Below are 12,157 nucleotides of genomic sequence, written 5' to 3' on the forward strand. Positions count from 1 at the left end.
CCCTCACCTCCTCAGTTGTTGCGATTGCCCTGCGACATCAGCCGCGACATCTGCGCCGCGATCTGCGACTGGCTGCGCTGAAAGCCTGCAACATCGGGGGTCTGGATGTTGAAGGTGACATTCACTGCCCGCCCGCCGCCGCCCGCACTGGCGACACCAAGCCGCCCGTCCGGGCCGCGCGACAGCGGCATGATCGCCTCCGCGCCCGCCTCGCCCATCAACCCGCGCCCGTCGCGCATGGGAAAGGCCGTGGGCGTGCCGACCAGATCGCCACCCATGGCCGAGGCCCGCCCCTGCTGGAACACGCCACCATTGGCAAAGGGCCTGATCGCGCCCGGCAGCGCGTGACCCATCAGCCCCAGCATGCCCCCGGCCAGCGCGTTTCCCACCGGCTTCATGGCGATGCCATAGACGCTGTCGGCCAGTGACCGGCCCACGCCCTTCAGCGCATCCGACAGCTTGGCGCCGTCAAAGATCAGCCCGTCAAAGGCGCGGCGCAGGCCGCCCTCCAGCCCGGCGGTCAGGCTGCCCATCTCGCGATTGGTCAGCACCATCGACTGTTGCAGCCGCGACAGCCCCGCCTCAAGCGTTGTCGCCTGCCGGGCCGTCGCGCCCAGATCCTCGTCCATCCGGCCCAGTGCCGGGCCTTCATCCATCGCCATCACCATCGTCCCCCGTATCGTTATGTTCCGTCCCCGGCGCGCGGGCATCGGGATAAAGCCGCGCCAGATCGGCCAGCCGGTCGCGCGACATCGGCGCGGGCGCCCGGTCCAGCCCCAGCATCAGCGCCAGTTCGGCGGGCGTCAGCGCCCAGAACGCATCCGGGTGCAGCCGCAACTCGCGCAGGCCCACCCGCATCAGCCCGGTCCAGTCCAGCGCGGCGCCGCTCATGCAGGCCCCCGGAACGCCAGCGCCAGCAACTGCGCCGCCGCGCGCGCCGCAGCCATCGGTCCGCCCTCGATTTCGGCCTCGATCAGATCAGATGCCTGCCCCGACCAGCCGCCACCGCGCAGACCGGCGACCAGCACCGCCAGCACGTCGCGCCCCGAAAAGCGCCCGCTTTCAAAGCGTTCGGCCAGATCCATCAGGCTGGGGCTGGCCAGTTCCTGCTCCAGCTCGGCCAGCGCGCCCAGGGTCAGGCGCGCCAGCCGGGGCTGGCCGTCGATCACCAGAGCGACCTCGCCACGCATCGGGTTCGCCATCAGATCGCCACAAAGCTCAGCGCACCGGCCGAGGCCAGCGCGATCTCATAGGTGGCCTCGCCGTTATAGCTGCCCGCATATTCCAGCGAGGTGATCTGAAACACGCCCTCGATGCGCCCGAAATCGGGGATGATCACCTGACAGCGCGGCACCTCGCCATCAAAGAACGCCTGCCGCGCGCGCCCGTCGGTATCGGCATCCCGGAACACCCCCGAGCCCGAGATCCGGGCGCTGCGCACGCCTGCGCCGCCCAGCAATTCGCGCCAGCCCCCCTCGCTTCCGAGGTTGGTGACATCGACCGTCTCGGCGTTGAACGAGACGCGCGTGGCGCGCAGCCCCGCCACCGTCTCGAAGGCGCCGTCGCCCGTCATATCCATCTTGATCAGCAGATCGCGACCGTTCTGTACCGCCATGGCCTTGCTCCTCAGCCCAGATCCACGCGCGCACGAAAGGTCAGATCGACCTGCCGCGCCGCACCATTGTCCATCCGGCGCGCCACCGCGCGCAGAAACCACATTCCCGCCAGCCGTCCCCGCGACAGGGTCAGCTGGCCCTCATCCAGCAGATCGGCGACCCGCGCCGCGACCTGCTTGACCATCGCAAAGCCCACCGCCTGATCGTTGCCCGACAGGACCGAGACCACGAAATCGTGGCGCGATCCGCCCGCGCTGACATCGCCCGCATTGCGGACATCCTCGGGGCCCAGGGTGACGAAAACGCCCGCAGGCGCGGCCACCGGCATCGCGTCGAAAATCGCGTCACCGACCAGACCGGCCAGCGCCGCATCGTCGCGCAGATGCAGATAGACCGCCGCCTGCAACGCGGCGCTTGCACCATAGCTCATGGCTGATCCTCCTCGCGGGCAAAGCAATCCAGATAGCGGCCCATGCCGTCGGCCTCGGCCACCGCCTCGATCAGAAACAGCCGCGTGCCCATGCGAAAGCGCTGGCCGGGGCGGGGCCTGCGCGGATCGCCCACCGCCGCGCCCCGCAGGGTGATGCGCCACTGCACCACGCTGATCAGCCCGACGCCCGCACCCTTTTCGCGCCCCGACCGCGCCTCCATCGCCGCCCACAGCCGCCCCAGCCCGGTCCAGACCAGACGGTGCCCGCCCATGCCATCAGGCAGGCGCTGCCCCTCCTCCAGCACCAGTTCGCTGGTCAGTCGCGGCGCGCCCATCAGCGCCACTCCCGGTTGCCGCGCCCGGCTAACGTGCGCACCGCGCGCCATTTCTCGATCAGCGCGCTGACCCCAAAGGGCAGCGCCTGCCGCGCGGCCTCATCGTGGCGGTCCTCGTAATAGCGCGCGGCCAGCATGATCACGGCATGGGCCAGATCGGCGGGCACCTCGGCCCATGCCTCACCAAAGCCCGCCATGAAGGTGACCGTCAGGCTGCCCCGGCGCGGCACATGCGGCAGCACCACGCCCATGGGCAGGATCACCGGGCGCTGGCTGTCAGGCACCAGCCGCCAGCTGTCCGGGGCCAGATCCGTCTCTTGCCCGTCACCGTCCCCGATCACGATCCGCTCGACCGCGTGAACCGGCGCCAGGGGCAGCGCCTGCCCCAGCCGGTCGCGCCAGTCATCCAGCCGCATGGCAAAGCGCCGCTTCAGCAGCACCTTGCCCGTCCGCGCCTCGATCGCGGCCATTGCGGCGCGCAGAAATCCCTGCAGGGCGGCGGTCTCGGCGGCATCATCGGGCCCCTCAAAACCTGTCCCCAGCCGCAGATGCGCCCGAAGCGCGGCGACGGGCAGCGCCTCTGCCGCCACCGCGGTTTCCTCAATCAGCATCATGTCGCGAACCTCCCGTCCTGCCGTCCGCACCACCGTTCAACCCGGACGAGGCCCCCGCGCGGGGCCCCGCCAATTCGCCACAGATCGGGCAGGGGGCGCGCCCGCCCGCCAGCCATCAGCGCGCGCGGACAGTTGCTAAGCCGGAACGACCAGCACACCAAGCGCACCCCCTGCCCTTCACCCGGTCCCCGGAGGGATCAGGCGAACCGCAGCAGCTTGACGGCGCGGAAGTCGGTGACCCCGCCGCCGACACGCTTGGTGGCATAGAACAGCACATGCGGCTTGGCGCTGAACGGATCGCGCAGCACCCGCAGGTCGGGGCGCTCGACGATCGTGTAGGCCGCGCGGAAATCACCGAAGGCGACTGCGAACGCATTCGCCGCGATGTCCGGCATGTCCTCGCTGACCATCACCGGATAGCCCAGCAGCTGCGGCACCTGACCCGCCGTCATCGGGTCGCTCCACAGGAACCGGCCATCGGCGTCCTTCATCTTGCGCACCCGCGCCGCCGTTTTCGAGTTCATCAGGAACGAGGCGTTTGCGCGATACTCGGCCCCCAGCGCAAAGATCAGATCGACCAGCGCGTCCATCGGCGCCGTGGTGCCAAAATCACCCAGCGCGCCGGTCCCGACAAAGCCGATCTGCGCCGCCGTCGCACCGGCATTGGCGGCGGTCGGATAGTTCAGGATGCCGCGCGGCTTGTCGACACCATCGCCCCGGACAAAGGCCAGCGCCTCGGACCGCGCAAAGCGGCTGGCGATGCGCTCGGCCAGCCAGCCCTCGACATCGAACGCCGCATCATCCAGCAGACGCTGGCTGGCCTTGGGCATGGCCGACAGCTCGTGGACCGGGATGGCGATCCGCTCGATGCCCGCATTGGCGGTCTCGGTCGCGGCAGCCTCGGTCGCCCAGCCCGCACCCATGTCGCCCTTCTCGACCAGCACCTCATAGACGGCACTCTCGATCGTCACGACATTGGCCAGCCGGCGCAACGAGGCCGAGGAATGCAATGCGTTCTGAACCGTCTCGGCCACCTGCGGCGCGGCCAGAAAGCCACCATCGCTGACCACCGTCAGGCCCTTTTCCTCGATGGTCAACCCGCGCAGGCCATCATCGTCGCCGTGGCGCAGATAGGCATTGAACGCCTTCTGGTGCGGCGCGGCGGCCTCGGCCGAGGTGGACAGCGGGGCGCGGCTGCGAAGGGCGGTCTTGCGGTCGATCATGGTCATACGCTCGTCCTGTGATTTGAGCTGGGTCTGAATATCGTCACGGAAAGCCCGAAGTTCGTGCACGAACCCCGTCATGGCCCCCTTCAGGTCGGCAGGCATGTCGCTGCCGCCCGCGGCCTTTGCCTCGGTCATGGTGTTCTCCTCATCGCGGATGATCGGGGGACGATCCTGTTGACGCGCGCCCCTGTTGACGAACCACCTCCGGGGGCGGTCCGAACCCTGACAGGCCGCGCAAACCGCGCGGCCCGAATGACTGTCACGCGCGGCGCAAAGCCTGCGCGGCCTCGGCAAAGATCGCGGCAATCTCGCGCAGATCCCCCGCCTCCTTGCGGCCCACCTTCGCCTCGGGCAGCATCGGGAAGGTCACAAGCGAGACCTCCCACAGCTCGATCTCGGCCAGCATCCGGCGGCCCTTCGGGTCGCGCGTGGCGCGGATGGTGCGATAGCCGATCGACAGCCCCTCGATGGCGCCCGCCTTGATCAGGGCTGCGGCCTCGCGGGCCTGCGCCACCTCGGGCAGCAGACGGCCCTTGACCCACAGGCCCCGGCCATCCTCGCGGATCTCGTCCCAGACGCCGATGGGGCGGGTGGGGTCGTGCTGCCACAGCATCCGCACCTTGTCGCCCCTGGCCGCCAGCCGCTTCAACGAGGCGGCAAAGGCGCCCGGCAGAACCGCGTCGCCGCCCTGATCGGTCAGCCCGAACAGGCTGCCATAGCCCTCGATCACATGGCCGTCGGACAGAACCGGCCCGCCGCCCGCGAATTTCACTTCCAGCCCCGCAACCATGCCTCAGCCCCCTTTCGGCGCAAATTCAAGTATCCCTTGGACGGCCTGCGTCAGGATCACGGCGACCACGCCGTACACCGTCATCCACAGCCGCCGCTCCAGCCCTTCGATCAGCACCTCGATCCGCTCCAGCCGCTTTTCGACGGCGCCGAACTGCAGCGCCATGATCCGCTCCTGCGCCTCGAACCGCTGATCGTGCCAGCCGGCATCCCTGACGAAACGCGACCCCTCCACGGCGTCACGCCCCGGCCATCGGCGCCAGCCCCAGCATCGCCCGCTTTTCCGCATCGCTGAGGAACGAGGCCTCGCTCACGCGCCGCCAATGCTGATCGCGCTCTTCCGACAAGGCCGGGATGCGGTCGGGATCGGGGCGCAGATCAACCTCGGCGCCCAGATGCTCCGACAGCCACCACGCGACCGAGGCCGCAACACGCGCCGCCAGCGGCAGCACGGTCAGGCGGTAAAACGCCCGGTTCGCCTCGGCATAATTGGCATAGGTCGCATCGCCGGGGATCCCCAGCAGCATCGGCGGCACCCCGAAGGCCAGCGCAATCTCGCGCGCCGCCGACAGCTTGGTCTCATGGAACTCCATGTCAGACGGCGAGAACCCCATCGGCTTCCAGTCCAGCCCCCCCTCCAGCAGCATCGGACGGCCCGCATTGCGCGCCCCCTGATGGTTCATCTCGATCTCGCCCACCAGCCGGTCATATTGCTCGGGGCTCAGCACGCCCTGCCCGTCGATCCCCTTGTAGATGATCGCGCCACTGGGCCGGGCTGCATTGTCCAGCAGCGCCTTCGACCAGGCGCTGGCGCTGTTATGCACATCCACGGCCACGGCGGCGGCCTGCATCGGCGACAACCCGTAGTGATCGTCCTGCGGATGAAAGCTCCTGATATGGCAGATCGGATCGGGGCTGCCGGTCATGTCAAAGCGATGCCTGCGCCCGCCCACGGCATATTCATAGGCCACCGGCCAGCCATCCGCACCGGGAACCACACTCATGCGGTCCGCGCGCAGCACATGCAGCTCGCCGGGCAGGCCCGAGCCCGCCAGCCCCACCGCCTCCAGATAGCCATTGCCCGACAGCAGCATCTGCCCGAACAAGGCCTCGAACAGCTCGGCCCGCCCCTGCCCCGGATTGGGCCTGCGCAGCAGATCCAGCACCGGATGCGCCTCATAGCGCTGCGCGTGATCCTCACAGACCAGCGGCACCGCCGCCGCCGCCTCGGCAATCAGCTTGACCGAACGGAACCCGATCGGATTGCCCATGAACCCGCCACGTGTCAGGCTGGACGTATCCCGCGCCGACCAGACCGGACGACCCGAGCCACTGGCAAAAGCCACCACCCGGCCGGTTGCACTGGCCTTTCTCTCCGGCACGGCAGCAGCCCTCTGCTCCCGCGAAAACATTCGAAACGCCATCCTCGCCTCCTTCATGCGGCCATGAAAAAGGCCGGCCCAACGGCCAGCCCTTTCTTCTTCATCCAAATATCCTGGGGGTCCGGGGGTGAAACCCCCGGCGCCCGCCTCACAGCACCCGCCTCACAGCACCCGCATCTGCGGCCGCCGCCAGCCCGCCGCAGGCTCGATCATCAGCTCATGGATCGCCCAGACCAGCGCATCCAGCCGGTCGGGACTGCCCCGCCCCTCATAGCCGCGCACGGTCATCTGACACAGCTGATCCTCCAGCACCCCCAATGACCCGCCCCGCAGATGCCGCACCCGGCCCTGCTCATACAGCGCCGCCACCGGCTCGGCCCGCAGACCCTTCCCGCGCGAGGCCCGCAACGCCTTGAACGGCACCAGCGGGTCAATCTGCCGGATCACGCTTTCCACCAGATCGCCGCCCTGATTGACCTCGGCCACCAGCCGCTCGGCCCCATGCCGGTCCATCGCGGCAATCGCGGCGCGCGCCCAGTCGGTCGGACCGCCGCGGATGCTGGCATCCTCCAGCACCCAGGCCCGCCAGTCCTTCGGATCGCCGCGCATCTCGACGCCCGCGACCACGATGCCGCATTCGTCGCTGGCCCGGCCGCCGGTGACCGCCGGATCGACCGCCACCACGATCCGGTCCAGCTTCGGCACAGCCTCGCCCCGCGCCGCCTCCAGCATGGCGGTGGTCCACAGCGCGCCCTCGACATCGTCCAGCAGCACGCCCTCCAGCTCCTGCCGCCCCATCCGCGTGCCGCCATAGCGGGCCTGCACCTCGGCCAGAAAGCTCTCGGCCAGCCAGGCGCGGTTCGCCTCGGTCGGCGCATGGCTGACCACGGTCGAGGCATTGCCAAGGATCCGCTTCAGCACGCCCACATTGCGCGGCGTCGTGGTGACCACCTGCTGCGGATGCTCGCCCAGGCGCAGCGCGAATTGCAGCATGTCCCAGACATCCTCGGCCTTTTTCCACTTGGCCAGCTCATCGACCCATGCGGCGTCGAATTGCGGCCCGCGCAGCGCCTCGGGCTCATGCGCCGAATAGACCGTCGCCGTGGCGCCATTGGCCCAGACCAGCCGCTTGCGCCCCGCCTCCCAGACCGGTCGCCGGTCGGGCGGCGAGCAGGCCAGAATGCCGCTTTCGCCAAACACCATCACCTCGCGCACCTGATCAAAGGTCTCACCGACCAGCGCGACACGGTGACATCTGCCCCCGGCCGCCGCAGTCGGCCCCTCGACCATGCGCCGCACCCATTCCGACCCGGCGCGGGTCTTGCCCGCGCCGCGCCCGCCCATGATCACCCATGACTTCCAGTCACCCGGGGGCGGCAGCTGATGCGGCAGCGCCCAGAACTCGAACAGCCAGGGCAGCGACATCAGCGCATTGTCCGACAGCCCGCCCAGAAACGCCTCGACCTCATCCGGCGCGGCGGAGGCAAGCCAGGCGGCGCCCGATTTCATCTCTTGCGGCGTCAAGATCGAGGCTGCCGCCTCCGACCCCTCCGGCGATCTCCTTGCGAAGTTTGTCAACCTTGTTCCTTTCGACCATCAAAAGCTGGATGGCATCGCGAACCGTGCGCGCCGCCTCCACCGCCTTTTTCAGACGGGCCGGGTCGATCCCGTCCACCCCGGCCGAGGCAAGCTCGGCCTGATGCAGACGCAGATCCTTGACGTAGTCCCAGAACAACCACTGGGCGACGGCGATCTCGTCCTCGTCCACGGGTGCTCCGGCCGCCCGCAGCCCGGCCTCGCAGCCGGGCTGGACCGCAGCCACAACAGATCCACCGGGTTCCCCCGGTCCGCCCCATTCCATATCATTCATGCACTGCCCCGCCTCGTGTCCTGTCCGCACGAGCCAAGAGACGAAAAAAGCGGCCCAAGGGTTTCCCCCGGCCGCTTGCCCACCTCTTCCAGCATGTGTAATTTCTACTTCAGGGCGTTCGCCAGGTCAATCACTAAACCTAAGCGCGACCCTGGAAGATAAGATAAACCTGTCCTGACAAAGGGTTAAGCCGCGCAACACCCCCTGCGCACGCAGGGAAAAAACCGCGCAACAGCAACCGCCATTGCGCGGACTCACCTCGCGGATCAGCTCTTTCGGGTCGTCGTTTTCCCGGCGCGCGCCTCGGTGGCGCGGGTGATCGCCTCTGCGGCCTCGCCCTGCATCTTCTGCGCGAACGACACCATCTGCGCGGCATAGGCCTCGCTCCAGTCGGCAAAGCCCTGCCCGTCCTTGCCGCCGGTCATCTTCATGGCCGCGGCCCGCATCTCTTCGCCCTGCGCGCGCATCTTCTCAAGCTGCTCTTCCCAGCCCGACTGCATCTTCTGCCACTGGCCGCGCACCTGTTCATTGGCGGTTTCCATATGCGCGCGGATCTGGCTGTTCACCTCTTCCTGACGCTGCATGGCGGTTTCCTGCCATTTGCGCGCCTGCTCGACGGCATTTTCGCTGTTTTTCGACATTTCGGCCTGCCAGGCCCCCATGCGCTCTTCAAAGCTGCGGGCATTCTCGGCCAGCACTGCAAACATATCGGACATCTTCATGGCGGGTCTCCCTTGACGGGGGCGCCGCCACGACCGGATGCCGCAGCACGCAAAAGGCCCCCACAACAGCCTGCTGCGGGGACCTCTTAATGTCAAACCCTACCGGGATCAGCCGTCCGTCTGGACCGGACCATCGGCGGGCAGACCGCGCTGGCGTTCGATCTCGCGCCAGCGGGCGACGGCGGCATTATGCTCGGCCAGCGTGCGCGAAAAGGCATGCCCCCCGGTCCCGTCCGCAACAAAAAAGATATATTCGGTCGTGTCCGGGTTCAGCGTCGCGCGGATCGCGGCGCGGCCCGGATTGGCGATCGGCGTCGGCGGCAGCCCGTCGATCTGATAGGTGTTCCACGGCGTGCGCGCATCCAGCTCCGACCGCCGGATGCCCCGGTCCAGAATGCCGCGCCCCTCGGTCACGCCATAGATCACCGTCGGATCGGTCTGCAGCCGCATCCCCTGCCGCAGCCGGTTCACAAACACGCTGGCGACCTGAGGCCGCTCATCCGCCACAGCCGTCTCCTTTTCGACGATCGAGGCCATGATCAGCGCCTCCTGCGGATTGGCATAGGGCAGACCCTCGGCGCGATTGTCCCATTCAGCCGCCAGAATCGCCGCCTGCCGCCGCGCCATCTCGGCCAGAATCGCGGACCGCTCCTGTCCGCGCGCCAGCAGATAGGTGTCGGGCGCCAGCGTCCCCTCGGCGGGGATCTCGGCCACTTCACCCGTCAGCACGCTGGCCGCCTTCAGGGCCTCGACCACCTGCCAGCTGGTCACACCCTCGGCCATGACCAGCGACATGCGCACATCAGGGCGCTCTTCGGCCTCGGCAATCATCTCGGGGCGCTCACCCGCAGCCGGGTTGAACCGCGCGACCTCCTCATAGGCCCCGGTCTCGGGGTTGGTGTCACGCAGCAGAATGGTGTTCTCGCGCACGCCCACCCGCACGATCACCTCGGTCCCGCAGGTCGAGGGCCCGCCCGCCGTGACCACCGCGACGATCTCTTCCATGCTGGCGCGCGGCGGCACCAGATAGCTGCCGAATTTCAGATCCCCGGCGCGGCCCATGTAATCGGCCCCCGCCCGGAAGACATAGGCGTTCGAGACCGCCCCCTGCCCCGCCAGCCGCTGGCTGACCACGCCCAGACTGTCGCCCGGCGCGATCTCGACACATTGCGCGATCTCGCTGGCCCCCGGCCCGCTGAACTCGCGCTTGGCCCAGGCCACCGCCGCCGCCGCCGCGATCAGGATCACGATCAGCAGCGTCAGCATGTTCGAGGCAAGGTTTCGCCAGATCATCCCGCGACCCGCCCCATGATCAGGCTGGCATTGGTGCCGCCAAAGCCAAAGCTGTTGGACAGTGCGACATCCACCCTGCGACGCACGGCAGCATTCGCCGCCAGATCCAGCACCGGCGCCACGGCCGGATTGTCCAGATTGATCGTCGGCGGACAGATCTGATCACGGATCGCCAGCACGCAGAAAATCGCCTCGACCGCGCCTGCCGCCCCCAGCAGATGCCCGATGCTGGACTTGGTCGAGGACATGACCACCCCCGCCGCATGCTCGCCCAGCAGCCGCTCGACCGCGCCCAGCTCGATCGTGTCGGCCATGGTGCTGGTGCCATGCGCGTTGATATAGTCGATCCGGTCCGGGCTCAGCCCGGCACTCTTCAACGCCGCCTGCATCGCCCGGTATCCGCCATCGCCATCCTCGCTCGGCGCGGTGATGTGATAGGCGTCGCCCGACATGCCGTAACCCAGCACCTCGGCATAGATCTTCGCGCCCCGCGCCACCGCGTGCTCATATTCCTCCAGCACGACGACGCCCGCCCCCTCGCCCATCACGAACCCGTCGCGATCGGCATCATAGGGTCGGCTGGCCGCCTGCGGATCATCCGCACGCCTGGTGGACAAAGCCTTGCAGGCGTTGAACCCGGCAATCCCGATCTCGCTGATCGGGCTCTCGGCCCCGCCCGCGATCATCACATCCGCATCGCCATAGCGGATCATCCGCGAGGCATCGCCGATCGCATGCGCCCCGGTCGAACAGGCCGTCACCACCGCATGGTTCGGCCCCTTGAATCCATAGCGGATCGACACCTGACCCGAGATCAGATTGATCAGCGCACCCGGAATAAAGAAGGGGCTGACCCGCTTCGGCCCCCGTTCCTTGATCAGCACGGCGGTCTCGGCGATCGAGGACAGCCCGCCGATCCCCGACCCGATCATCACGCCGGTCCGCTGCCGGCTCTCTTCATCCTCGGGCATCCAGCCCGAATCCTCGACCGCCTGCTGCGCTGCCGCCATCCCGTAGAGAATGAAATCATCGACCTTGCGCCGGTCCTTCGGCGCCATCCAGTCATCGGGGTTGAACGTCCCGTCCGAGCCGTCCCCCAGGGGGATCTCGCAGGCATATTTCGTCACCACATCTGAAGCATCAAACCGCGTGATCGGCCCTGCGCCCGACTTTCCCGCCAGCAGCCGCTCCCAGCTGGCCTCCACGCCCGAGGCCAGCGGCGTGACCATCCCCAATCCGGTGACAACAACCCTGCGCATCCGCCTGTCCTTCAACTGCTCACATTGCGCGACGTGATACACGCCCCGCCGCAACCACGCAACGCCACGAAACCGCGACGCCTATGCGCCTGCTTTGGTCTCGAGATATCCCGCGGGGGGTCAGCCGGTGGTTCGCCATCGGTTCAAGAACCGCTGGCTGACGGGGCGCGAAGCCCCCCGGCTGCCGCGGGACGCAGACTATCCCAACCCTTCGGCCCTGAACGCCGCCCGGATGTCGCCCTCAGGCCGCGCCCCCATATGCCCGATCACCTCTGCCGCCGCGATACAGCCCATCCGCCCCGCCTCTGCCAGCGGCCGGCCCTGCGCCAGCCCGTACAGCAACCCGGCCGCGAACTGATCGCCCGCGCCGGTCGCATCCACCGGCACCACGCGATGCACCGGCGCCGTGACCCGCTCGCCCGCCCGGATCAGGATCGCATCCTCGCCCGACCGCGTGCAGATCACCGTGCCGCAATCGGCCACCGCCTGCCGCAGCGCCTCTTCCAGATCCTCGACCTGATAGAGCGCGCACCATTCCTGCCGGTTGCCGATCACATAATCCATCGGCCCCGCGACCAGACGACGGAAATCCTCGCGGTGCCGGTCGACACAGAACGGGTC

At 68.4% G+C, this 12,157-nt stretch carries 17 protein-coding genes; all 17 read right to left on the minus strand.

The features are described from left to right. Positions 1 to 11: 11 nt before the first annotated feature. Positions 12 to 662: a phage tail tape measure protein gene (locus ACK41U_RS09525; protein WP_409678928.1), complete on the minus strand. Its 651-nt coding sequence runs from the start codon at positions 660 to 662 to the stop codon at positions 12 to 14. Next, the gene (locus ACK41U_RS09530; RefSeq protein ID WP_409678932.1) at positions 649 to 891 is read right to left on the minus strand and encodes a rcc01693 family protein; all 243 of its coding nucleotides are present in this window, start codon (positions 889 to 891) and stop codon (positions 649 to 651) included. The genes ACK41U_RS09525 and ACK41U_RS09530 overlap by 14 nt, the downstream gene beginning before the upstream one ends. Further along, entirely contained in the window at positions 888 to 1,202 is a 315-nt protein-coding gene (locus ACK41U_RS09535; protein ID WP_409678935.1) for a gene transfer agent family protein, read from the minus strand. Before ACK41U_RS09535 ends, ACK41U_RS09530 begins: the two co-directional genes overlap by 4 nt. After that, complete coding sequence (locus ACK41U_RS09540; RefSeq protein WP_409678938.1) at positions 1,202 to 1,615, minus strand: phage major tail protein, TP901-1 family; 414 nt, start codon at positions 1,613 to 1,615, stop codon at positions 1,202 to 1,204. The genes ACK41U_RS09535 and ACK41U_RS09540 overlap by 1 nt, the downstream gene beginning before the upstream one ends. Positions 1,616 to 1,626: 11 nt before the next feature. Next, positions 1,627 to 2,046, minus strand: a complete 420-nt coding sequence (locus tag ACK41U_RS09545; RefSeq protein ID WP_409678941.1) for a DUF3168 domain-containing protein — start codon at positions 2,044 to 2,046, stop codon at positions 1,627 to 1,629. Further along, a complete protein-coding gene (locus ACK41U_RS09550) occupies positions 2,043 to 2,381 on the minus strand; it encodes a head-tail adaptor protein (protein ID WP_409678943.1) in 339 nt (112 codons plus the stop codon). The genes ACK41U_RS09545 and ACK41U_RS09550 overlap by 4 nt, the downstream gene beginning before the upstream one ends. Beyond that, a complete protein-coding gene (locus tag ACK41U_RS09555) occupies positions 2,381 to 2,995 on the minus strand; it encodes a hypothetical protein (protein ID WP_409678946.1) in 615 nt (204 codons plus the stop codon). The genes ACK41U_RS09550 and ACK41U_RS09555 overlap by 1 nt, the downstream gene beginning before the upstream one ends. A gap of 197 nt (positions 2,996 to 3,192) precedes the next feature. Continuing rightward, positions 3,193 to 4,356, minus strand: a complete 1,164-nt coding sequence (locus ACK41U_RS09560) for a phage major capsid protein (protein WP_409678948.1) — start codon at positions 4,354 to 4,356, stop codon at positions 3,193 to 3,195. 124 nt (positions 4,357 to 4,480) lie between these two features. Continuing rightward, complete coding sequence (locus ACK41U_RS09565; RefSeq protein ID WP_409678951.1) at positions 4,481 to 5,011, minus strand: HK97 family phage prohead protease; 531 nt, start codon at positions 5,009 to 5,011, stop codon at positions 4,481 to 4,483. A gap of 3 nt (positions 5,012 to 5,014) precedes the next feature. Continuing rightward, positions 5,015 to 5,245 (minus strand): hypothetical protein, encoded by a 231-nt coding sequence (locus tag ACK41U_RS09570; protein WP_409678954.1) that lies wholly within the window; start codon positions 5,243 to 5,245, stop codon positions 5,015 to 5,017. A gap of 4 nt (positions 5,246 to 5,249) precedes the next feature. Continuing rightward, positions 5,250 to 6,434, minus strand: a complete 1,185-nt coding sequence (locus ACK41U_RS09575; RefSeq protein ID WP_409678956.1) for a phage portal protein — start codon at positions 6,432 to 6,434, stop codon at positions 5,250 to 5,252. Positions 6,435 to 6,554: 120 nt separating this feature from the next. Next, positions 6,555 to 7,901, minus strand: a complete 1,347-nt coding sequence (locus ACK41U_RS09580; RefSeq protein ID WP_409678959.1) for a DNA-packaging protein — start codon at positions 7,899 to 7,901, stop codon at positions 6,555 to 6,557. Beyond that, positions 7,858 to 8,160, minus strand: a complete 303-nt coding sequence (locus ACK41U_RS09585) for a permease (protein ID WP_409678962.1) — start codon at positions 8,158 to 8,160, stop codon at positions 7,858 to 7,860. Before ACK41U_RS09585 ends, ACK41U_RS09580 begins: the two co-directional genes overlap by 44 nt. A 368-nt stretch (positions 8,161 to 8,528) precedes the next feature. Beyond that, a complete protein-coding gene (locus ACK41U_RS09590; protein WP_409678965.1) occupies positions 8,529 to 8,984 on the minus strand; it encodes a hypothetical protein in 456 nt (151 codons plus the stop codon). Between the two features lie 108 nt (positions 8,985 to 9,092). Beyond that, positions 9,093 to 10,274 carry an endolytic transglycosylase MltG gene (mltG, locus tag ACK41U_RS09595; protein ID WP_409678985.1) on the minus strand — a complete coding sequence of 394 codons (1,182 nt, stop codon included), beginning with the start codon at positions 10,272 to 10,274 and terminating at the stop codon, positions 9,093 to 9,095. Next, the gene (fabF, locus tag ACK41U_RS09600; RefSeq protein ID WP_409678967.1) at positions 10,274 to 11,536 is read right to left on the minus strand and encodes a beta-ketoacyl-ACP synthase II; all 1,263 of its coding nucleotides are present in this window, start codon (positions 11,534 to 11,536) and stop codon (positions 10,274 to 10,276) included. The genes mltG and fabF overlap by 1 nt, the downstream gene beginning before the upstream one ends. Positions 11,537 to 11,734: 198 nt before the next feature. Then, positions 11,735 to 12,157 (minus strand): PfkB family carbohydrate kinase (locus tag ACK41U_RS09605; protein WP_409678970.1); only part of this gene is annotated, 423 nt, incomplete at its 5' end.

The sequence above is a fragment of the Paracoccus sp. (in: a-proteobacteria) genome (genome assembly GCF_046289755.1).
Lineage (GTDB): Bacteria > Pseudomonadota > Alphaproteobacteria > Rhodobacterales > Rhodobacteraceae > Paracoccus.